At 44.6% G+C, this 21554-nt stretch carries 18 protein-coding genes; 5 read left to right on the top strand and 13 right to left on the bottom strand.

Going from position 1 to position 21554, the window contains the following annotated elements; all coding sequences use genetic code 11:
- Positions 1 to 17 precede the first annotated feature (17 nt).
- Positions 18 to 3560: a DUF6443 domain-containing protein gene (locus ACFGVS_RS29080; RefSeq protein ID WP_439696627.1), complete on the top strand. Its 3543-nt coding sequence runs from the start codon at positions 18 to 20 to the stop codon at positions 3558 to 3560.
- Positions 3532 to 4119, top strand: coding sequence for a hypothetical protein (locus tag ACFGVS_RS29075; RefSeq protein WP_439696626.1), 588 nt, complete (start codon positions 3532 to 3534; stop codon positions 4117 to 4119). Before ACFGVS_RS29080 ends, ACFGVS_RS29075 begins: the two co-directional genes overlap by 29 nt.
- A 184-nt stretch (positions 4120 to 4303) precedes the next feature.
- Here ACFGVS_RS29075 and ACFGVS_RS29070 read toward each other — a convergent pair whose 3' ends face one another.
- From ACFGVS_RS29070 to ACFGVS_RS29040, 7 genes are all read right to left on the bottom strand, one after another.
- The gene (locus tag ACFGVS_RS29070; RefSeq protein WP_439696625.1) at positions 4304 to 5509 is read right to left on the bottom strand and encodes an efflux RND transporter periplasmic adaptor subunit; all 1206 of its coding nucleotides are present in this window, start codon (positions 5507 to 5509) and stop codon (positions 4304 to 4306) included.
- Positions 5499 to 6764, bottom strand: a complete 1266-nt coding sequence (locus tag ACFGVS_RS29065; protein ID WP_439696624.1) for an HlyD family efflux transporter periplasmic adaptor subunit — start codon at positions 6762 to 6764, stop codon at positions 5499 to 5501. Before ACFGVS_RS29065 ends, ACFGVS_RS29070 begins: the two co-directional genes overlap by 11 nt.
- Entirely contained in the window at positions 6748 to 7983 is a 1236-nt protein-coding gene (locus tag ACFGVS_RS29060; RefSeq protein WP_439696623.1) for a TolC family protein, read from the bottom strand. Before ACFGVS_RS29060 ends, ACFGVS_RS29065 begins: the two co-directional genes overlap by 17 nt.
- Before the next feature lie 3 nt (positions 7984 to 7986).
- Positions 7987 to 9879 carry an efflux RND transporter permease subunit gene (locus ACFGVS_RS29055; RefSeq protein ID WP_439696622.1) on the bottom strand — a complete coding sequence of 631 codons (1893 nt, stop codon included), beginning with the start codon at positions 9877 to 9879 and terminating at the stop codon, positions 7987 to 7989.
- Positions 9876 to 11150: an efflux RND transporter permease subunit gene (locus ACFGVS_RS29050; protein ID WP_439696621.1), complete on the bottom strand. Its 1275-nt coding sequence runs from the start codon at positions 11148 to 11150 to the stop codon at positions 9876 to 9878. Before ACFGVS_RS29050 ends, ACFGVS_RS29055 begins: the two co-directional genes overlap by 4 nt.
- Before the next feature lie 51 nt (positions 11151 to 11201).
- Positions 11202 to 11447 carry a heavy metal-binding domain-containing protein gene (locus tag ACFGVS_RS29045; protein ID WP_439696620.1) on the bottom strand — a complete coding sequence of 82 codons (246 nt, stop codon included), beginning with the start codon at positions 11445 to 11447 and terminating at the stop codon, positions 11202 to 11204.
- A 134-nt stretch (positions 11448 to 11581) separates the two neighbouring features.
- Positions 11582 to 11962, bottom strand: a complete 381-nt coding sequence (locus tag ACFGVS_RS29040; protein ID WP_439696619.1) for an HYC_CC_PP family protein — start codon at positions 11960 to 11962, stop codon at positions 11582 to 11584.
- 507 nt (positions 11963 to 12469) lie between these two features.
- On the opposite strand from ACFGVS_RS29040, the gene ACFGVS_RS29035 reads away from it, so the two are divergent.
- The 3 genes from ACFGVS_RS29035 to ACFGVS_RS29025 all read left to right on the top strand — a co-directional run bounded on the left by ACFGVS_RS29035 (position 12470) and on the right by ACFGVS_RS29025 (position 13982).
- Positions 12470 to 12889 carry a hypothetical protein gene (locus tag ACFGVS_RS29035; RefSeq protein ID WP_143065403.1) on the top strand — a complete coding sequence of 140 codons (420 nt, stop codon included), beginning with the start codon at positions 12470 to 12472 and terminating at the stop codon, positions 12887 to 12889.
- Between the two features lie 149 nt (positions 12890 to 13038).
- Positions 13039 to 13377, top strand: coding sequence for a hypothetical protein (locus tag ACFGVS_RS29030; RefSeq protein ID WP_439696618.1), 339 nt, complete (start codon positions 13039 to 13041; stop codon positions 13375 to 13377).
- Between the two features lie 122 nt (positions 13378 to 13499).
- The gene (locus ACFGVS_RS29025) at positions 13500 to 13982 is read left to right on the top strand and encodes a hypothetical protein (RefSeq protein WP_439696617.1); all 483 of its coding nucleotides are present in this window, start codon (positions 13500 to 13502) and stop codon (positions 13980 to 13982) included.
- A gap of 15 nt (positions 13983 to 13997) precedes the next feature.
- Here ACFGVS_RS29025 and ACFGVS_RS29020 read toward each other — a convergent pair whose 3' ends face one another.
- The 6 genes from ACFGVS_RS29020 to ACFGVS_RS28995 form a co-directional block, all read right to left on the bottom strand.
- A complete protein-coding gene (locus ACFGVS_RS29020; RefSeq protein ID WP_439696616.1) occupies positions 13998 to 15413 on the bottom strand; it encodes a polysaccharide lyase 6 family protein in 1416 nt (471 codons plus the stop codon).
- A 458-nt stretch (positions 15414 to 15871) separates the two neighbouring features.
- Positions 15872 to 16267, bottom strand: coding sequence for a DUF6799 domain-containing protein (locus tag ACFGVS_RS29015; protein WP_439696615.1), 396 nt, complete (start codon positions 16265 to 16267; stop codon positions 15872 to 15874).
- 61 nt (positions 16268 to 16328) lie between these two features.
- Positions 16329 to 18353 carry a copper-translocating P-type ATPase gene (locus ACFGVS_RS29010; protein WP_439696614.1) on the bottom strand — a complete coding sequence of 675 codons (2025 nt, stop codon included), beginning with the start codon at positions 18351 to 18353 and terminating at the stop codon, positions 16329 to 16331.
- A 1-nt stretch (position 18354) separates the two neighbouring features.
- The gene (locus ACFGVS_RS29005) at positions 18355 to 18576 is read right to left on the bottom strand and encodes an SHOCT domain-containing protein (protein WP_439696613.1); all 222 of its coding nucleotides are present in this window, start codon (positions 18574 to 18576) and stop codon (positions 18355 to 18357) included.
- Positions 18577 to 18691: 115 nt separating this feature from the next.
- Positions 18692 to 19150, bottom strand: a complete 459-nt coding sequence (locus tag ACFGVS_RS29000; protein ID WP_274209108.1) for a 5-fold beta-flower protein — start codon at positions 19148 to 19150, stop codon at positions 18692 to 18694.
- Positions 19151 to 19253: 103 nt separating this feature from the next.
- On the bottom strand, positions 19254 to 21515 hold the full coding sequence (locus ACFGVS_RS28995; RefSeq protein WP_439696612.1) for a multicopper oxidase domain-containing protein: 2262 nt from the start codon (positions 21513 to 21515) through the stop codon (positions 19254 to 19256).
- Positions 21516 to 21554: the final 39 nt, after the last annotated feature.

Genomic DNA, 21554 nt, shown 5'->3' with positions numbered 1-21554 from the left:
TTAAAACAACAGCAAATATGGCCATTACCCATATCACTATAAAACCAGGGCTAAAGCAACTGTCTTTAGTTTTAAGCCTTATGCTTTACGCTTTTGGCTCAAAAGCCCAAACTTACCTGGCCCCACCGGCAACGTTAACCACTACGCCGGCGGCAGGCTCGTACTATAGCAATACCAGTATTACGCTTAACCCTACGTTCAGCTTCACAGCAGCAACCGGTAGCAGCCTAAGCCTGTATATAGTAAACCCAGATTGCGTGCCTTTGGCAAGTTTACCAAGCGCTACGCAGAATTACATTGTTACTTCGGTTCCCCGTGTGGGCGGAGTGGTGGATGCATCGGGATTGGCTAACCGTACCACCTGCGAGTTGATGCAAACGGTGCAATACATTGACGGCCTGGGCCGCCCGCTGCAAACTGTACAGGTAAAAGGCTCGCCGTTGGTTAAAGATGTTGTACAGCCCTATGCCTACGATGCCTATAGCCGCGAAGCGATCAAATACCTGCCCTATACATCGCCCACTGCCGATGGCAGTTATAAAACAGCGGCGATCACTTCCGAGATTGGCAACTTTTATAATCCCGGCGGTGCTGGCGTTAGCGGCACGCAGCAAAGTAACGGAATTGTTTATAACCCCAATCCGTTTAGCAGTACTAATTTTGAATCTTCACCGCTTAACCGGGTGCAGGAACAAGGAGCACCGGGTACCGACTGGCAACCTTCAGCCGGCCATACTGTAAAGCTGGTTTATACCAATAATAATACCACTGCGCTGTCGGATGTCAACAACAGTTTTATAGCTAACCTGTATACCGTCACCATCAGCGCCGACCAAAGCCGCACACTGGTACTGGGCAATTCGGCAGGTAATTATTACCCCGCCGGCCAGCTTTACGTAACCATCAGTAAAGACGAGAACTGGGTAAGCGGAAAGCCGGGCACCACCGAGGAATATAAGGATAAGGAAGGCCATGTGGTATTGAAACGCACCTTTAACCTGGTAGGCACTACCGTGCAAACTTTGAGCACCTACTATGTTTATGACGACCTGGGCGAACTGGCCTTTGTACTGCCGCCCATGAGCAATGCGGATAATGCTTTACCCGACCAGACTACGCAGAATAACCTCTGTTACCAGTACCGTTACGACGAGCGTGGCCGGTTAAGCCGCAAAAAATTGCCCGGCAAGGATTGGGAGTATATAGTATACAACAGCCTTGACCAGCCTGTGTTAACCCAGGACGGCGTGCAGCGGCTAAGCAACCAGTGGACGGTAACCAAATATGATGCCCTTGGCCGGGTAATCATGACCGGTTTATGGACGGATGCTTCGGCATCGACACAATCGGTGTTGCAGGTCAGTATCTACGGGCAGGCACAGTGGGATGTGAGGAATACCAGTGATACCAACACAGGCTATACCATCAGCAGCTACCCATCCATTAGCAGTTATTTATCCATTAACTATTACGATGATTACAGCTTCAGCAATATTACGGGGCTGCCCACAGCCTTTAATGCAGTGCCAACAGGAGCAAGCAGCCAAACCCGGGGCCAGCTTACCGCTAATAAAACGTATGTACTGGGCACCACCGATGCGTTGTGGGCTGTAAACTATTATGATGGATTGGGCCGCAATATACAAACCTATAAGCAGCATTACCTGGGCGGTTCCATCAATGTAAATAATTACGATGTTATCAGCAGCAGTTACGATTTTACCAGTGCAATAACAGCTACCACCCGTAAGCATTATACCAGCGCAAGCACCACCAGCCCTGCGGTAACCATAGCCAATACCTACGCCTATGACCATATGGGCCGTAAGCTGACCACTTCGGAACAGATCAATGGGGGGACTAATGTAATGCTATCTAAAAATGACTATAACGAGATAGGGCAGCTGATGGCCAAACATCTGCATAGCGCCACTGGAGTAGCACCTTTCCTGCAAGACATTAGCTATACCTATAATGAGCGGGGCTGGCTGCAAAAGATAAATGATCCATCGGTTACGCCAACCACAACCAAACTGTTTGCCGAGCAATTGAATTACAACAGCACACAGTACGGTGCCACGCCGCAATATAATGGCAATATAGCCGAACAGGCTTATAATGTTTACAATTCGTCCACTGCAGGCATTCAAACAGTAAAATATGGTTATGACCTGATGAACCGGCTGCTTTCGGGTACCAGCAGTACCGGCTACAGCGAAACGGGCATCACCTATGATCTGAATGGTAATATCCAAACCCTTAACCGTACCGGGCCCAACGCGGCAGCTTTAAGCTATGCCTATTATAACAGCGGTAACCAGTTGCAAACGGTAACCAACAACGGCAGCGCATTCCGCAGTTATGGCGCTTATGATGCCAATGGGAATGCGCCGGGTGATGGTACAGGTAAAGCGTTTGCCTACAACCTGCTCAACCTGCCGCAAACGGTGACGGCAACCGGCCTTAGTTTATCCTACACCTATGATGCCACGGGCAACAAGCTGAGGAAGGTAAGCAATGGCACCGCGACTGATTATATCAGCGGCATACAGTATAAAGCAGACGGTACCATAGATTTTGTGCAGACGGAAGAAGGCAAGGCGAACCGGAGTGGTACCAGCTATGTTTACGAGTATACCTTAACCGACCATCTGGGCAACAACCGGGTGACATTTGACCAAACGAGTGGCAAGGTGGGTGAAGACGATTATTATCCCTTCGGATTAAATGTACACCGTTTGCAGAACGCGGGAAATAAGTATCTTTACAATAAGAAGGAGTTGCAGGAGGAATTGGGGCAATACGATTACGGTGCACGGTTCTATGATCCGGTGATTGGACGGTGGGGTGCGGTGGATCCGATGGCAGAGAAATATTATTCCTTGTCTATTTATAATTATACAGCAGATAATCCCGTTATCTATATAGATCCAACAGGAGCAAAGATCGAATTTGCTGAAGGTACTGGTAAAAAAGAAAAACATGAATTCATGACAAGGCAACGGTATTTGAATAAACATTCGCCGACTGCAAAAGCGTTATGGAAGCAACTAAAAAAATCCGACAACGTTCATACAATACATTTGAATGAAAAAGATAAAAATGGCCAAATGATAGTAACCAAGACTGTTCCAAAAGGTGCTGTTGATCCACAAAAGGGAGCAGGAACGGATATGTATATAGACTTAACGGACGAGACAAATGATGCTCCGGGTGGAAAACTAGTAAATCAAGCGCATGAACAAGCGCATGCAGTTGACTATGATAATGGTCAAGATTGGAGTCAACCAACGGCTCCTTGGGATATGAATAAAAGTCCAGAAGAAAACCTAAATGCGGGTGCAATTGCGGCGTTTAATAAAAGAGTTGCTGGGGAAAAGTCAGCTTCTCATACGGAGAATATTATTCGAGCAGAATTAGATCCAACTGGAACTACAATTCCACTGAGGGAGTTATATAAAAATATACCTCTGAACTTACTTCATAATGGAATACCTGAGATTAAACAAATAAATATTAATGTTATAAAAGATGGTTATAGATATTATAAAAAGCAATAATAAAGCATTTTTATTTTTGCTTTTGTTTGTCGGATGTTTTAATTTTTCTCATTCACAGGAGAAAGGGCTAATCAACGCGGATACAATCCATAATTGCTTTTTAGCAATTATGGATTCGCCTCATAATTATAAAAATTTAAAAGTAGTTGATAGTTTGATTAATTTGAAAACCGATATTAGTGTAATTAAAATAACTATCCAGTCAAGTGAAACAAAGCTGTCAACAAGTTATTCCATCTTATTTAAAATAAATGATAGTTGGGCAGTTGAAAATGAAAATCACAAGTACGAAAAAAACTTAAAAGATGTCCCGGAGGGGTTTGAGAACAAGTTGGATGGTGCTCAATCAAGAAATTATTTTGCAACTTGTCCTACACTAACTCAAACATTAATATTTCAAAGATTTTATTATTTTATAATACTTAAACATCATGTTATAAAAAGCTTCGAAGCCGACGTTTCTATTGATGTTATTTCGCAGATATCTAAAGACTGGGATAGAGACTTAAGTTTATTTAAATTATTTGATAAATACATTTCAAAGAACAAATTAGAATAAATGCCTCCCGCTACCGCAAGGTCTTTTCGCTGCCTCGAGGCCCCCGCTACCGCAAGCGTTTTGTCGCTGCCGCAAGGCTCCAGCCTTGTGGCCCGCTGATAGGTAAACGCTATGCCAAGTAATGAATATGCAACACCCGGATGTTTAATTTCATCCGGGTGTTTTTGTATATCCCCAGCTTGCGTTAAGGATTTTTAAACACCGCTTCACTGTTCAATAAATAGGCGCCGTTTGTTACTACCACGTCGCCATTGCTTAGGCCGGAAAGTATGGGTACGTATTGCGGGTTGCCGGGGCCTACGGTAACCTTCCTGGGCGAAAAACTGCCATCGGTATTTTTCACCCATACTTTGCTGCCCTTGCCATCGGTTAAAACGGCCGATGCGGGTACAGCCAGCGATTGATGGTTGCCTGTTGCCAGGCTTACGTAGGTCAGCATGCCCGGCCTTAATAAACCTTTGGGGTTTGGCACGCTGATGCGCAGCAGGTTTACTTTGGAGGCATCCGATATTTCGGGGTTGATAAATGCTATTTTGCCGTCGATGGTTTGCCCGTCCAGGTCGGGGAACGATAGGGTTACCTGGTCGTTTACTTTATAGCTGCCGCCTTCACCGGCATACAACTGGGCCTCCACCCACAAATTATTCAGCGATTGGGTTTTTAAAATGGTCATGCCTTCGGTAACATAGTCGCCTTCGTGTACCCCTATTTCACTTACCGTTCCGCTTACGTTGCTCAGTATGGTTGTTGTGGCCGCGGCTTTGCCCGAAGCCGCCAAATTGTTGATTTGTATTTGCGACAGGCCCCATAACCGCAGCCTGCTTTCGGCCGAGGCAATCAGTTGTTTGTAGTCAACATCGGGGTTGTGCAGCAGTTTTTGTTGCTGCCGGGCCAGCAGGTATTCTTTTTCGGCCTCCTGCAAATCTTCGCTATAAAGGGTATAAATTGGCTGGCCTGTGGTTACCTGCTCGCCAATGGCACGTACAAAAAGTTGCTGCACCCGGCCAGCTGTCCTGGCGCTAAGTTCCTGGGCGGCGGTTTCGTCGGTAGTTACCGTACCTGTCAGCATTTTTTGGGCGGCGGTGTTTTTTGTGCCGATGGTATCTGTTTGTATGGCGGCTAACTGCTGTTGCGTGGCGGTTAGACTGATGCTTACATGAACGGCATTGGCGGCGGCGGTAAGCTCGACCTTAATCAGCTTCATGCCGCAAATGGGGCAATTACCGGGATGCTCCTCATGCACCTGCGGATGCATAGAACAGGTGTAGTAAGCATTGGGCCGTACCGCTGTTTTGGCAACCTGTATCGGTGGCTTTTGCTTACAGGCGGCAAACAGGCTAAGCACCAGCAGCATCAAAAATGAATATTTTAAAAACTGGTTACTGTTCATGGCCTTGTATTTTAATAAAGCTTTCGCTATCGGTTAAATATTGCGCGTTGGAGGCCAGGCTATCGGTAAGGGCCAGGCCCTGGGTAACCTGGATATAATTGCCATTTACCAGACCAGTACTAACCTGGCTGACACGGTAAGCCGCACCCTTTTTTAGCCATACCACCTGTGTTTGCCCAAGGCTGACAAGTGCCTCCCTGGGTATCCATAAACCCTCGGCCCGGCCGGTTTGTATTTTTGCTTTTACCAGGCTGTTTACTTTAAGGCTATGATCCATATTATCCACATAAACCCGGATGCTGGTGGTTTTATCGCCCTGCTGCAGGGTTGGCTCAATAAAATTCACTTTACCGCTGATGATTTTACCGGGTATATCGGGCAGCCGCAATTGAACCGGCTGGTTTAATTTTAAAGCCGAGACTGATGACCGGTCTATTTTAACTATAGCCCACAGGCTGTGCGGGTTAACAACATTAAACAAGGTTTGGCCTTTGGTTACATACATGCCCTCTTTGATAGCTAATGGCTGATTAGCCGCAAAATCAACAGGCGTTTCAGTGGCGGGTGCTCCTGCCATCTGGCTGTGCTGCGTATCATGTACGTGCCCGTTATAAGGACTGTACACTGGCAGGCTGTAGAAAGCCTTACCGGTTTTAGCTACCTGACTTATCTGCGCCATGGTCATGCCCAACAGCAAGAGTTTTTGGCGGGCCGCGTTGAGCAGTTCGGGCTCGGGTTGCGGGTTGCGGGTAAGGTATACCAGGTCCTGCTGGGCGGTAACCATATCGGGGCTGTAAATATCAAAAATGCGCTCCCCGGCATGTATTTCCTGGAAAGCATATTTGATATACAGTTTTTCTATCCGGCCCGAAAACCGGGATGCTATATTATTAAACGTACGGGTATCAAAATCAAGGTAGCCATCGCCATAAATTTCGGTAGCGATTGATTTTTGAACCGGCGTAACAGCAGTTACCGACGAAACAACGCTGCCGTTAACCGGCTGTAAAACCGTACCCAGGCTGATACCCGATCCCTCGCTGGCCTGGCCTGTTTTTTTCACCAGGGTCATGCCGCAAATGGGGCAGCTGCCGGGATGGTCCTCTATAATTTGGGGGTGCATGGGGCAGGTATATTTTACATCGCCTTTGGCCTGTGTTTGTGTAGCAGGGGCTGGCTTGGGGTTGCTGCAAGCGCTTAACAGCGTATATGCAACCACCAACGATACCGCAAATATTTTATTTAGTGCTTTCATACTCCCTTTCATAAGCTACCTGTAATGTTAAAAGTTCCTGTAAGCGGTCAAGGGCGGCCATGCGGGCTGTTTGCAGGCTTTTTATGCCATCCAGTACGGTGGGCAGGTCGCCGGTATTTTGGTCGTATGCCTGCAAAGCGGTTTTGTAAGCGTTTTGCAGCGCGGGGATAATTTGCCGGTTATAGTTGTTCAGCTGTCTTTTTTTGCTGCCGATGTCGGTTTTTAATCCGGCTAACTGCCCCTGCGCCTGGTTAAGCAGGTCGGCTTTTTTTTGCTGCAATGCTGCCACCTCATAACGAATGCCCTTCAGGTTGGCTTTATACTCCTTAGACGCCCAGGGAACAATAGGTATGGTAACAGAAGCCATCAGGATGTATTGATTGGCATACCCGCCATAGCTTTGCATATGTGCCGCCTGGATGCCAAAATCGGGTTTACGCTTGCTGTATTCTACCAGGGCGTTCAATTGCTGTAGTTCAATACTGCGGCTAATCCCTTTAATATCACTGCGCTGTGCGGCCAGTATAGCCGTGTCAACTATAGCCGTTTCGTAATCCTGGTAGATAACATTTGTATCTACGGTAAAAGCGGTTTGACGCTCCCGGTTCATCAGCGTGTTCAGCATAATGTTTCGTTGGTTTATGTCATTATTCAGTTGTTCGCGGGTATTATCCAGCTCAAACAGTTCGGCTTTGGCTTTGTAGATATTAGGCAGCTTTTCTTTGCCATAGGTGAGCCTGATATTGGCGTCTTTAAGCATGTATTGCAGCAAACCCTCTGTATTTTGCAGCAGGTCCAGTTTTTTTTCGAGCACTACCCGCTCATAATAATATTGCCGGGCCTGCGCCATGAGCTGGTTTTTCATATAGCCTTTATCGGCTGCGGTTACTTTAGACATTCCCTGCATATAAGCCTCTTTTGCTTTCAGCCTGGCGGGGTTGGTAAACATTTGCTCGGCCTGTATCATCAGGGCCCCTCCATTTGGGTTTAGCCGGTATGGTGTTTGATATTGCCCGGCGCTGATTTTTGGCGCATCCAGGTTTTTGGCACCGGTGGCGTAGGCATCCTGCGCACCTATCGTGGCATCGTATGCCAACAAGGCCGGGTTGGCATTTATTTTAGCCAAAACACTATCCAGCGGCAAGCGCTCCTGTGCCTGCGCGATTGCGCCAGCAAGGCAGATGAGCAGGGTATATATAATTTGATACTTTGTTTTCATGATTTATTCCTTTACATCCAATACTTCCAGCCTGCCATATCTTTTTAGTTCGTACTCTTTCACCATCAAAAAGATGAGGGGCGTAACCAGTAAAATATGGGTGGAAGATGTTAATACGCCTCCTATCATAGGCAGTACAATGGGTAGCATTACATCGCTGCCGGTGCCGGTTGCCCACAACACGGGCACCAGGCCAAATAAGGCAACACAAACCGTCATGAGCTTTGGCCGCAACCGTTTTACCGCCCCGTTCATTACGTATTCGCGCAGATCGTTTCTGCTGATGTTTTCTTTTGAATTTCCTTTTAAAACAACCAGTTGCTGCATGGCATCATTAAGGTATATCACCATGACGATGCCCGTTTCTACAGCGATACCAAACAAGGCGATAAAGCCGACAGCTACCGCTACCGATAAATGCACCCCGAAAAAATATACCATATATGCCCCGCCTATTAAAGCGAAGGGGATACTGATAAGGCTAAAAAAGGCCTCGCGGATGGAATGGAATGCAAAATACAGGCAGGCAAATATGATAATGAGCACAACCGGGAGTATCAGTTTTAAAGTACGCTCGGCGCGGATCAGGTTTTTATACTGGCCGCTCCATTCAATAAAATAGCCTTTGGGCAATAGTTTAACCATGGCATTTAACCGGGCCTGCGCCTCCTGAACGGTGCTGCCCAGGTCGCGGTCGCGCACGTTGAATAGGACGGTGCCGCGTAGCAGTGCGTTTTCTGACTGGATCATGGCCGGGCCATCGCTAATGCTGATATCTGCCACAGACGATAGCGGTACCGGGCCAAAGGACGGTGTTTGTACCAGTGTGCGCTTAATATCCTCCAAATTACTGCGATAATCCTGCGCCAGGCGTAGGTTTACACTAAAGCGCCTGCGCCCTTCAATGGTTGGCGTAAGGTTCATGCCGCCCAGGGCGCTCTCTACCACTTCGTTTACATCATCAACGCTTAATCCATACCGGCCTATGGCATCTTTGTTCACCCGGATATCCAGGTATTTGCCGCCAGTTATCGGATCAACATATAAGTCTTTTACGCCGCTTATGCCCTGTAATGCTTGCTTCATTTGGTTTGATAAAGCATAAATGGTATCCAGGTTTTGCCCGTACACCTTTAGGCCCACATCGGTACGGATACCTGTAGATAGCATATTAATGCGGTTAATAATAGGTTGCGTCCAGCCGTTTACTACACCGGGAATTTGCAGTTTGGCATTCAGCTCATTAATGATATCTTCTTTTTTAATCCCCTTGCGCCATTCACTGGCAGGCTTTAAAAGGATAATAGTTTCAACCATGCTAATGGGCGAATTATCCGTAGCCGTATTGGCCCGGCCGGCCTTGCCCAGCACATTTTTTACTTCAGGGATGCTTTTAATAATCCTGTCCTGAACCTGCAAAAGTTGCTTGGCTTCGGCATTGGAGATATCGGGCAGGGTAACCGGCATAAACAGGATGGTGCCTTCATCCAGCGGCGGCATAAATTCGCTGCCCAAACTCAATAAAAGCGGGATACTTACCAGCAATGCTATCACATTAATGCCAATGGTGGTTTTACGCCAGGTTACGCACCAGCTGAGTATTGGCCGGTATATTTTTTCTAACCCACGGTTTAGCGGGTTATGGTCATCTGTTCTTAACTTCCCTTTCAGGAAAAACGAGATGAGTACAGGGGCCAGTGTTACGGCTAATATGGCATCAATGGCCAGGATAAAGGTTTTTGTCCAGGCCAGGGGTCCAAATAGCTTCCCCTCCTGCCCTTCCAATAAAAATACGGGCAAAAACGACGCTACAATAATAAGGGTAGAGAAAAAAACGCCGCGCCCCACCTGTTTACAGGATGCTTCTATGATCTTGATTCTTTCGGCTGTGGTCATGATTGCTCTTTTTGTTGTGCGATGGATAAATTGCGGTGCGAGTTTTCGACCATCACGATACCGTTATCTACAATAACCCCGATAGCCAATGCAATACCGGTTAACGACATGATATTGGAAGATATCCCAAACGCGTTGAGCAGTATAAAGCTGGCCGCTATAGTTATCGGGATCTGGATAATGATGCTTAAGGCGCTGCGCCAGCTAAACAGGAACAGGATAACGATAATGGATACCGTAATCATTTCCTCAATCAGCGTATGCTTTACCGACTTAACGGCGCTTTCAATCAGTTCGCTCCGGTCATAGGCTATTTTAAATTTTACGCCCGGCGGCAGGCCTTTCTGAATATCGGCCATTTTATCCTTAACCGCGTGGATCACTTTATCGGCATTCTCGCCATAACGCATCACCACAATTCCGCCAACGGCTTCGCCCTGGCCATCCTGATCAAAAATACCCAGGCGTTCGTCGCCGCCCATTTGCACGGTGGCAATATCTTTTACCCTAACGGGGATGGTTTTATTAACACCAACGGCTATGTTCTCTACATCCGCCAATGATTTAATATAGCCCAGTCCGCGTACAATATAGCCGGTGCCATTCATTTCAAACTTGCGGCCGCCTACATCATTATTATTGCTTTTAACCGCTTTAAGTACCTGCGACAGGGGAATATTATAGTAGTTAAGCTTATGCGGATCGATGCTGATCTGGTATTGTTTTTCGAAACCGCCGAAGGAGGCTACCTCGCTTACGCCAGGCACGGTTTGCAGCCCCAATTTTACATACCAATCCTGCAGGGCCCGTTGCTCGCCCAGGTCGATGCCTTTGGCGTCGAGCGAGTACCATAATACGTGGCCAACGCCCGTGCCATCCGGCCCAAGGGTGGGTGTAATGCCTTGCGGTAATAAACGCTGGGCGTAGTTCAGCCGCTCCAGTACCCGGCTGCGCGCCCAGTAAACATCGGCTTTATCATCAAAAACAATATAAACAAAGCTCATCCCGAACATGGAGGTTGCCCTGATGGCTTTAACCTTCGGGATGCCCTGCAGGTTGCTTACCAGCGGATAGGTTACCTGGTCTTCCATAATTTGCGGGCTGCGGCCCTGCCATTCGGTGAACACGATGACTTGGTTGTCTGACAGATCGGGTATAGCATCAATGGGGTTTTCATTTACCGCGTAGGCACCCCAGGCAAAAAGGGCAACTGCAATAAATAAAACGATATACCTGTTTTTTAACGACAGGCTAATAAGTTGATTAATCATCTTAATGGTTTTGATAAGCCCGGCCGCGGTTTGGCGGCCAGGCTTAATGAGTTACATTTTCATGGCTGCCGGTTTCTTTTTAGCAGGTGATTTTTTTACCAGGGCCATACCGCATTTGGGGCATTTACCGGGTTTATCGCTCAATACCTCGGGGTGCATGGTACAGGTGTACTGCACTTTTGCCGGCTTGGCCTTTTTGGTGGTATCGGCGCTCATTTTACCATTAGGTACATTGGCAGCAAAAACAGTTGCCGCAGAAAACAGGATGGCTACCGCCATCAGCATTACTTTTTTCATGGATTAAAAAAATTGAAAAGTGGACAAATAACACAGGCAGAACCTATGCGTTGATTATAAATTAAGATGATGTTTTAATTTAAAGGTTAGCCCGGTTACGTTGAATAATTGCTAAAAAAGGAGAGGGAACAGGATCAAATCCTGTAAATGCAATTAAGGGTATAAATCGGTATATCAGTGCTCCCCGGCGGGGCATTTGCCTGATAAGCGATAGTGGATGGCAATTCTTTAACAATAATGGCTGCTATCCAATGGTTAACGACCGGTAACAACGCAGGCGATAAAGCCTGTAATGCAACCGACGAGGCGCTTACATGGGTATCCTTAATTTTAAAGCTTTGCTTTTCGTTTTTGCAACAACTGTCATCCGCTTTTTTATGGGCCTCGTTGTCGGCTGCGCCATAAATGAGGGTAACAGAAGCCAGCTTGCCACAGCAATAAAAACGATTAACCCCGATACCCACGCAGGATAGCAGGTAAATAGCCGTTAATAAAATGAGTGCTGTGCGTTTCACAATACTAAGTTATTAAATAATTGCCACATTTGCGAAGAAGATACCTAAAATGACAGGGCAAACGCATCTGATTGGGTTAACATAACTTAACATATTTCAGATATATTTTTCACAAATATTTAATAATGAATTACTTGAATTTTAACATGGTTAACATTAAACTGATCTTGCAATTTAGGCGCATCCAAATATTTGTGCCCGTTGTTGGCCAATACAAGTCCTTTTGGTACCTGGATCATTTAACCACGATCAGCCAATAAAAACAAGGTATCGTTTGACGCTTATACCTTTCCCGACGCTATAAGCTTATTCCGTTAGCTATTATAAATAACAGCTTATCGCTGTTAACTATTTAGATGCGTTTGCCTTGTAATGTTGTGAGTGAAAAATACAGGAAACCAACAGCAATCGGGCTGATGTTTTTATATATTGTATTTTTAATTGTGGTAAGGAGGTTAAATGTACTGTAGGGTTTGCGGCAACAGCGGAATTTTAAATAGAACGTGCGTGGCATTATTTTTCGTGTTGACTTTCGCTGTTATCGGTTGCAGAAATAATGGTAAGAACATCGCGCCGCTAAATATCGTTCTTAAACATTACACCATGGCAGCGACAGAGAAAAATTGCACAATGGTAGTCTTGCTTAAAGCCTACCCTGTAAAAGATCGGGAGCAAAAAAATGGATTTGCAAATCTTTATATCTGTAAAAAGCAAGACAGTAAAGAGTTGATTTTTATTTTTGAAACAGACAAAATAGCGCCTGGATATTTGGTTGATCCTGATATAAAAAACGAAGGCTTTTGTATTTATCCCCAGGATGTTAATTTTCAGCCCCCATCCAATGTAAGGGTAGATGTGCCAAAAGACTTCTCCATGCCCAATGGATCAGCATACCTATTTGCAAGCCTATACAGGCGTTTGGATTAGTGATAGTTGATTGGAGGTTAAATATTCGTCGCTAATATGCGCGACCAAGGGTTATTTTGAAAGTTTCACCTTTTAGGTCGTTCTATTATAAAGTGAATAAGTATCGGCAAAAAAAGAAAAGAAGTTGAAGAACTTAGGCAATAGGTAATATGAAAAAAATAGAAGCTATCGCGAAAAATGTTGGTTTAATATTGCTGGTCTATATATTGGGTTGTGGACCTGATATTGATGAGAAACGTGATAAATCGTTTAATGGGATAATTGTAGAAAAGATAGATACCCCTCCTTGTTTTGCGGATATTGTAATAAAGCATGGGAACAACATCGATACCATTAAAGACTTATGCACATGTGTTCCGATCAAAAAACAACTTTGGAAATATAGCTTACTAAACGACAGTATTTCTAAGGCAAAGGGGGAGTTAACAGTTAAAATTTTCAGAAAGAATGTAGTCCAAAGTTTCGAATATCCATTTTGTAACCACTAAGTAATTGCGCCAGCTGAGTAGCCGTTTATCGCTGCCGCACAGAATTTTAGCCTTTTGGCCCTTGGTCAACGACATACAAAGCATTGAATAGACAACTCCCGGATATCGCAATAAATTAACATATGGAAATAGCGCAACTTATCAATCAAATTATTCCTCCGTCAGATTGGCAGCATAGGGAAGGCTTTACGAATATGCATATAATTGATCAGTTAAGTTATTCTGAACGACTGCTTGTAGAATCATTGTTAATGGAAAAATTAATTGAAAAAAAATCAGCCGACACATTAATAGTTGAAACATTGGCCTATATGAAATCAACTAAATCCCTGCCTGTATTGAATAATTTATTAATAACCTCTCCTGATAATTTCGTCAAATTGATAATTGCAACTTCAATTTTTAAAATCAGTTTAGATTACGCAATGGTCGATATAGCCATCGATCTATTTTTAACATTTAATGATAAGTATCAAAAAATACCGGCATTTGTTTACTTAAAAAGCTTCAATGATAATAAGACAGATGCTTTTATTAAAAAATACATTAACGACCCCGATTATTTAATCTCTTATAATGCAAAGAGACATTTAGGATTAAATTAGGAAGTCCGCTTATGCTTAATGCTTAGCGTTATAACCTACATCGGCGACATTAAGAACATGGGCATTAACCGTTGCCGTGCTAAGTTCATCTGCACCAATATCGAAAGGTGCAATGCGGGGCTGCCCGTCCATATCAACCTTAACCTCGGGATAAGATGCAGTTGCCTGATCGATGGCAGGGCTGCCGGTTTGTACGTGATAAGTACCTGAAGATGTTTTAAGCAATTTTGGGTCAACTGTTTTATAGCCTTCAGCCGGTATATTGCCTGCATCTTTTACATTGTACAAAATATTGCCTGCCCATTGCGGGTTGGTATAAGGCCCCGAAATAGTTGCCGCTGCTCCCCCTCCCTGGATAATGTTGTTAACTATCGAAACATATGTGGCCCCCATTCCATTCTTACGTTCTGTTTGAATAATATTTTGCTTATTATCAACCAGGGTGTTAAATCCAATCAATATCCTATCGGGCCGGTCATGTGCGGTTAGCAGTGCACCATCAGCTACTTCCCCATCGCCGTTGCCAACCACAATAGCCGAGCTACAGTTTTCAAAATAATTACTAAAAATCAGGTGGTCGTCGCCAAAAATGCGAAGACCCGGTGTATTGAAGAAATAATTGCCGTAAACCAAACTTTTGTTACCGTGCCGTAAAGTAAACTGTGCAGGGCAATCACGAATGGTATTGTACCTAAGCGTTACCGCCGAAGCTTTAACCGAAATCAATTCATTCTCGCCTTCACATTTTTCAAATAAATTATATTCAACTATACTATTACTTGATGATAAGCTAAATCCGCTTAAGCCAAACTGAAGTGCTTCGGCGCCATTTTTACCCCCCTGGCTTGCAAAATTGTTAAAATAATTATGGTGGATGTGCAATCTTTCGGCAATTTGCTTCCCCTCGCCACGGATTGCTATAAAGCGTCCCATAGCATTTTTATTTTGAAAAGTGTTATAGTCAATTTCGTGGTCGCTGCCGGCCACGGTAAGCTCCTCGCCATCGCCCGGGTTTTCAAAAATATTTTGGGTAAACCTACAATGGTTTGTGCCTATACCAGTTTTAGCGCGGCCCGCCACGTGTGTAAATTTAAAGCCGCGGATAGTAATATATGCAGCCGGATTCATCAGGCTAAAGCCCCCTTGTCCGCTAATTTCGGCCCGGCCCAGGCTTTGGGCGGCAATGGTTATGGGTTCCTTTTCGGTACCTTTATTGCTCACAATAATATCTTCTGTTGTTGTATAAACGCCATCGGCCAACAAAATCCGATCGCCAGGCTTAGCTAAATTGATGGCCTTTTGCAAACCAGCAATTGAAGATACCGTAATAGTAGTTGCAAAAAGCACATTTGAAAACAATAACGTGAAAACAACAAATGCAAAAGCCAACCTGTTATTATTTAAATTAACCTGGTGATATTTTTTTGCCATTATTTTAGGTTTTTAATTAAGATGATGGTGCTAACATCGGCTTAATTATTAATGGTTTAATCACACAAAAAAGCTAATTAATATACTGAATTGTCCTGGTAATTGAACATATGCCGACTTACAGCTGTCAATAATATCACATTACACAAAAGAATAAGTGGCCCGCCGAAGTCTTTTTTTTTAACTCATTGAAAACCCGCATAACACAAGACAAACTGTAAACTTTTTTTTAGGACGAGACATACCAAAGTGTACTGTACCGGTACGGACGAGACACCCTGGTACGGGGTGAAACACCCTGGTACACCCTGAAACACCCTGGTACGGGGTGGTACACCACTGATGGTTAATATTTTTAAGTAAAACAAAATATTCCGAATTATTACCTGCAGTTTGTGCCCAGCCGGGCACAAAAAAACGGCTTACCAAATAACGATAAGCCGCTCTTTAAATCCAGTCTACATTTTGTGCCCTGCAGTATCTTTTTTCATCCGCATTTTTGGCATCTCGCCGTTCATCATTACACACTGGCCTTCTTTTAGCTTCATAGTTTTGCCGCCCTTCATTTTACAGGTTCCATCGGCCTCAACAATGGTACCGTTTGTCATGGTTTTAGCTTCGGTCATGGGCATGGTTTTGCCATTCATCATGGTCATCATTTTACCATCTTTCATCATTACACAATCGTGCATTTTATCCATCGACATGTGCGACATCTTGTGCATTGATTTGTGCGACATTTTGTGCGACATTTTATGCGACATCTTGTGCATAGTAGTGTCTGTTGTTTTGGTTTGTGCCATAGCGCTACAACTTAAGGTAACAGCAATCAGGGCAATCATCATTCTTTTCATTTTTCTGGTGGTTTATATTGGTTAATATTTTGCTTATTGATGGAGCTTGGTTTAGGGTTTGTTATTCTTTCACTTTCAGCATACCTGCATTTATAGCTACAACCACGGTACTTACCGTCATTAACACCGCCCCCGCTGCCGGGCTTAAAAGAATACCCTGGCTATATAGCACACCCGCAGCCAGGGGCAGCGCCACAATGTTATACCCGGTTGCCCAAATCAAATTCTGGATCATTTTACGATAGGTTGCCTTGCCAAACAGTATCAGGCTTACAATGTCTTTCGGGTTGCTGTTCACCAGTACAATGCCGGCAGTTTCGGCAGCAATATCGCTGCCCGAGCCAACGGCGATGCCAATATCAGCCTGGGCCAGCGCGGGGGCGTCGTTAACACCATCACCAGTCATGGCCACAAATTCGCCTTTGCTTTGCAGTTCTTTAATTTTATCTAATTTTTGATGGGGTAATACTTCGGCGATGAAACTATCCATACCTAAAGTTTTGCTTACACTTGCCGCCACTTTATTGTTATCGCCGGTTAACAAAACAGACCTAATGTTTTCCTGCTTCAAGGTTTTAATGGCATCTGCCGATTCGGGGCGGATCTCGTCCGATAAGGCAATATACCCGGCCAATTGCCGGTCAATCATTACAAATACCGCCGTTTCGGTATCGTTGGCATTATATTCACCGGGAACGGCCAGCTTATTTTCTTTTAAATAACCCGGACTAACCACCAATATTTTTTTCCCATCTACCGTTGCCTCAACACCCTGGCCGGTTATGGCCTTAAAGTTTTGTGCCTGCGGGATGGTAATTTTTGAGTCTTTAACTTTTTGCAGGATGCCCGTGGCTATAGGGTGCTCGGAGTTTTGTTCTAAGGCAGAAGCCAGGCGGATGAGGTCGTCCTGTTTGATTTCTTTATTAAACGAAACCACCTTGGATACCTCAAACTTGCCCACGGTAAGTGTGCCTGTTTTATCAAATACTACGGTGGTTATTTTACGGGCATTTTCAAAAGCGGTTCGGTTTTTAATAAGCAGGCCATGTTTGGCCGATAATGCTGTTGATTTGGCTACCACCAGCGGAACAGCCAGCCCTAAAGCATGCGGACAGCAAATAACAATGACGGTTACCATCCGTTCCATGGCGAAGGCAATTGTTTGCCCCGTTAAAAACCAGTACATAAATGTGCCGATACCTGTAATCAGGGCTATAATTGTTAACCATTTTGCAGCAGTATCGGCCAGTAACTGCGTTTGGGATTTTGACTTTTGCGCATCGTCAACCAACTTAACAACCTGCGATAAATAAGAATCTTTGGCGGCGTGTGAAACCGTTACTTTAAACGACCCGTTGCCGTTGATGGAACCGGCTATCACTTTATCACCCTTTACTTTTTGTACCGGCTTTGATTCGCCTGTGAGCATAGATTCATTGAGGTAGCTTTCGCCTTCCAGTATAATACCATCTGCCGCTACTTTTTCTCCGGGTTTTACCAGGATAATATCATTGGCTTTTAATGTATCTGTTTTTACATCATGCACCATACCGGGCATTACCATGTGCGCATCTGCCGGCATGAGCTTAACCAGCAGCTCAAGTTCATTTGACGCCCCCATTACCGATCGCATTTCTATCCAATGCCCTAAAAGCATAATGAGGATAAGGGTAGCCAATTCCCAAAAAAAATCCATCCCCTTAAGACCGAAAACGATTGCCACACTGTAGCTATAGGCCACCGTAATAGCAAAACCTATCAGGAACATCATCCCCGGATTTCTGGCTTTTGCCTCGCTTACCAAACCTGTTAAAAAAGGCCAGCCGCCATATACAAACACCACCGACGATAAGGCAAACAAAATGTAGGATGAACCTTTAAACTGCCAGCTAACCCCCATAAAATGCTGGATCATGGTTGATAACAACATGATAGGGATTGTAAGCGCCAATACCACGTAAAACCTTTTTTTAAAATCGGCAATCATCATGGCATGGTGGTCATGTTCTGACATTCCCATGTGCTGATCATGCCTATCGTGCATTTTATGATGCTCCATCCCCTCCTGCATTTTGTTCATCTCCATATTAATCAGCCTTGTCTTTTTGGAGTATATTTTTCTTTTCCTTGTACTCTTCGGCAGTTATCTCGCCTGCGGCAAACCGCTTTTGCAAAATACCCAGCGGTGTATCTTTTCGCCTCCGCTGCCCTGGAATATCATAGGGCGTTGCAAATATCCAGAACAGTAATACCATCCAAACAATCCACCATATGAGGTGCATTCCTCCATAAATTCCGTAATACACCATCTTTAGCTTTTAAGTTTTATAGTTGTAACCTATACAGATCATTTCAACAAGCCGGGGCTGAGCTTACCGAAACCCAACCCGAATATTTCCTAACGCGTGTTAAAAAAAAAGACTGTTAAACCTTGGCTTTTTTTGCCTCAGCCTTTTTCTTCTCCTGCTCCAGGAAATAACAATGTGCGGCACATGCGTGCAATTTATAATTCTGGTGAGCCGTGCCGAAGTTATGCCCCTTTGGATCTAAAATGGCGCATTTTTCTTTATCCAGATCTTTGGTATTCAGCACATTTTCGCCATTGATATTATAGTAGGAGCCGTTCTTTTTTGCCGTCCCCAACTTTTTCCCGTTAGCGTCAATCACGTTACCGCCGGCATCAATAAAATATAGTTTTTGCCCTTTATTGTTGCGCACAATATTGTCTTTATCAATATGGCCTAATTGAGTGCCCCCTGCATCCCTGATCCATCCCTTATCGGTAATGATAATTTTAAAAGTTGTATCTTTTTTAACCTGGGCATTAACCGTAACCGCCGCGGTGATGGTTAATATGAATAAAAGGAAGTGTAGCTTTTTCATAATTGTGAAATTTAATTTATTCAAATCTCCTCTATTTCAAGCCCTGGTCAAATGACCATCAACACGCTGATATGTGATCAAAATCATTATATTAATCTATATTTTAATAAGTTATTGTTAACCCGCCGCCAGGGCCCATATCGCTATCGTAATGCGATGATAAAGAGAAATATTTGGTAAAAATATACCGCATACCAACTGTGTACTCTTTATCGGTGTTACCCATAAGCGTAAACCTTAAGCGGCTGGTTAAAGGGATATCTTCCCTCCCCAATTGAAACCTGAATTTGCCATTGCCATCCACACGGGCATCTGCAACAAACAACATGGGCAATATGTATGATACCCCTGCAACTACGGTATGGCGGTTGTTTTTATTGCTTTGCTGGCCAAACAGGTTTTTTTCCTGATCGTTTGTGTTTTTGTAATGGTAATCAAACCCTGCATATGCATACAGCCATTGCATTTGCCCAAAATAGCGGCCTGCCATGGTTTCACTTTCATAGCCTTTGCGGTTGTTTACGCCCAGGTGCCATAGAGTTGATAATTTCCACCGGGTATTGGCTATGCTAACGGTACCGTCGCTGCCATTGCTTTCCAAGCCTATTTTAGCGGCCGGAAAAAAGCGGCGGTCATCGGCATATATCTTTTTTATGGCGCTTGCCGGGTCGGGCAGTTCGGGGTTAGGCGGCGAATTTTCATAGTTGAATATACGGCCCATACCGCTCATCATATGGTAAAGGATATGGCAATGAAAAAACCAATCGCCGCTTGCCGTAGCCGCAAACTCAATGGTATCAGTTTCCATCGGCATAATATCCAGCGTGTTTTTTAACGGCGAATAATCGCCCTGCCCGTTTAGTACCCTAAAGTAATGTCCGTGCAAATGCATGGGGTGGCGCATCATGGTGTTGTTGTACAGGATAATGCGAACATTTTCTCCTTTTTTGATCAGGATCTTATCCGATTCGGAAACCGTTTTATTGTTTATCGTCCAAACGTAACGGTTCATGTTACCGGTAAGGTTAAAATGCAAAATCTTTAGCGGGCCGGCAGGTAAATTGGTTGGTTTAATGGCCTTTAACATTCCATAATTTAGGGTAACTATATCGGTGCTGCCCCCCATATCCATACCAGGCATATCGCTCATTTTTTTTTCGGTTGCACTCGTATCTTTTGCGGCTGCTCCATCCCCTGTTATTTCGGGATACATTACGGTATTCATGTCCATTACCTGGTTGGTCATCACCATGCCATCCATTTTTTTCATGTTGCCATCCATCCCCATCATGTCGTTCATCATCTTCATGCCTTCAAAATATTTGAGCCTGGGCAAGGGTTTGGCTTTAAACTGCGTGCCGCTACCGAGCCATAATGAGGTTGAGCGGGTGCGATCTTCGGAAGTCGCCAAAAATTCAAAGCTGCCGTCTTGGGGGATGGTAACTATCACATCATAAGTTTCGGCTACGGCTATAATCAGCCTGTCAACAGGTACCGGTTGCACATCCTCGCCGTCATTAGCCGCAACGGTAATTTTGCCGCCAGCATACTTTAGCCAAAAATAGGTTGATGAACTGCCGTTAATGATGTGCAGTTTCACTTTGTCGCCCTTTTTAAACCGGGGGGCGTTATTAACTGCTTTGCCATTGCTAAAAAAACGATCGTAATAAACATCGCTTACATCCATGGCCACCATTCGCTTCCATTCGTTGGTTAGCTTGGTTTTAAGATGCCCTTCGGCCACAGCTTCCGCATAGTTTTGGGTACTGCCTTTACGAATGCTGTACCAATCGGTTTGGTTATGTAATGATCGTTCTACCTGGTCGGGGTTTTCATTGGTCCAATCGCTCAGCAGCAAGGTGTACTCCTTTTGTTCGGCTGGCTGTTTGGGATGGATAATAAAAGCCCCATACATACCACTTTGCTGCTGTGTCATGGTATGCGAGTGGTACCAATAGGTGCCATGCTGCACCAGCGGGAACTTGTAAAAATGAGTTTGCCCGGCCTCAATTGGCGCGGTGGTAAGGTACGAAACGCCATCATAACGATTGGGCAATATAAGCCCGTGCCAGTGGATAGAGGTTTCCATCATCATTTGGTTATGCACATATATTTCGGCGGTATCACCCTCGGTAAACTCCAATGCAGGGGCAGGTATGCTGCCGTTAATGGCCATGGCGGGCCTTGCTTTGCCGGTGTAGTTTACGGTAGTATCGGCAATGTACAAATGATAAATTTCGCGATTGCCCACTTTGGTGTAAAAGGGTTTGCGCGGCTCCTTTTCGTCCATTTTCATAGCCATATGCTGTGCATAGGCCGAAAAAGACAAAAAGAAACTCAATAAAATTACTGTGGATCTTTTCATAATAAAAAATAAGCTGCCGGAATTATCCGGCAGCATTTA

It is taken from the genome of Mucilaginibacter sediminis, from assembly GCF_051903035.1.
In the GTDB taxonomy this organism is placed as follows: domain Bacteria; phylum Bacteroidota; class Bacteroidia; order Sphingobacteriales; family Sphingobacteriaceae; genus Mucilaginibacter.
This window is presented reverse-complemented; position numbering and strand designations above follow the sequence as displayed.

Coding starts and splice junctions, on each gene's coding strand:
- ACFGVS_RS29045 (WP_439696620.1), bottom strand. CDS start 11,447: ATGAAAAAAGTAATGCTGATGGCGGTAGCCATCCTGTTTTCTGCGGCA.
- ACFGVS_RS29070 (WP_439696625.1), bottom strand. CDS start 5,509: ATGAACAGTAACCAGTTTTTAAAATATTCATTTTTGATGCTGCTGGTG.
- ACFGVS_RS29000 (WP_274209108.1), bottom strand. CDS start 19,150: ATGAAAAAGCTACACTTCCTTTTATTCATATTAACCATCACCGCGGCG.
- ACFGVS_RS29015 (WP_439696615.1), bottom strand. CDS start 16,267: ATGAAAAGAATGATGATTGCCCTGATTGCTGTTACCTTAAGTTGTAGC.
- ACFGVS_RS29055 (WP_439696622.1), bottom strand. CDS start 9,879: ATGACCACAGCCGAAAGAATCAAGATCATAGAAGCATCCTGTAAACAG.
- ACFGVS_RS29075 (WP_439696626.1), top strand. CDS start 3,532: ATGGTTATAGATATTATAAAAAGCAATAATAAAGCATTTTTATTTTTG.
- ACFGVS_RS29010 (WP_439696614.1), bottom strand. CDS start 18,353: ATGGAGATGAACAAAATGCAGGAGGGGATGGAGCATCATAAAATGCAC.
- ACFGVS_RS29080 (WP_439696627.1), top strand. CDS start 18: ATGGCCATTACCCATATCACTATAAAACCAGGGCTAAAGCAACTGTCT.
- ACFGVS_RS29050 (WP_439696621.1), bottom strand. CDS start 11,150: ATGATTAATCAACTTATTAGCCTGTCGTTAAAAAACAGGTATATCGTT.
- ACFGVS_RS28995 (WP_439696612.1), bottom strand. CDS start 21,515: ATGAAAAGATCCACAGTAATTTTATTGAGTTTCTTTTTGTCTTTTTCG.
- ACFGVS_RS29030 (WP_439696618.1), top strand. CDS start 13,039: ATGAAAAAAATAGAAGCTATCGCGAAAAATGTTGGTTTAATATTGCTG.
- ACFGVS_RS29060 (WP_439696623.1), bottom strand. CDS start 7,983: ATGAAAACAAAGTATCAAATTATATATACCCTGCTCATCTGCCTTGCT.
- ACFGVS_RS29020 (WP_439696616.1), bottom strand. CDS start 15,413: ATGGCAAAAAAATATCACCAGGTTAATTTAAATAATAACAGGTTGGCT.
- ACFGVS_RS29065 (WP_439696624.1), bottom strand. CDS start 6,764: ATGAAAGCACTAAATAAAATATTTGCGGTATCGTTGGTGGTTGCATAT.
- ACFGVS_RS29025 (WP_439696617.1), top strand. CDS start 13,500: ATGGAAATAGCGCAACTTATCAATCAAATTATTCCTCCGTCAGATTGG.
- ACFGVS_RS29005 (WP_439696613.1), bottom strand. CDS start 18,576: ATGGTGTATTACGGAATTTATGGAGGAATGCACCTCATATGGTGGATT.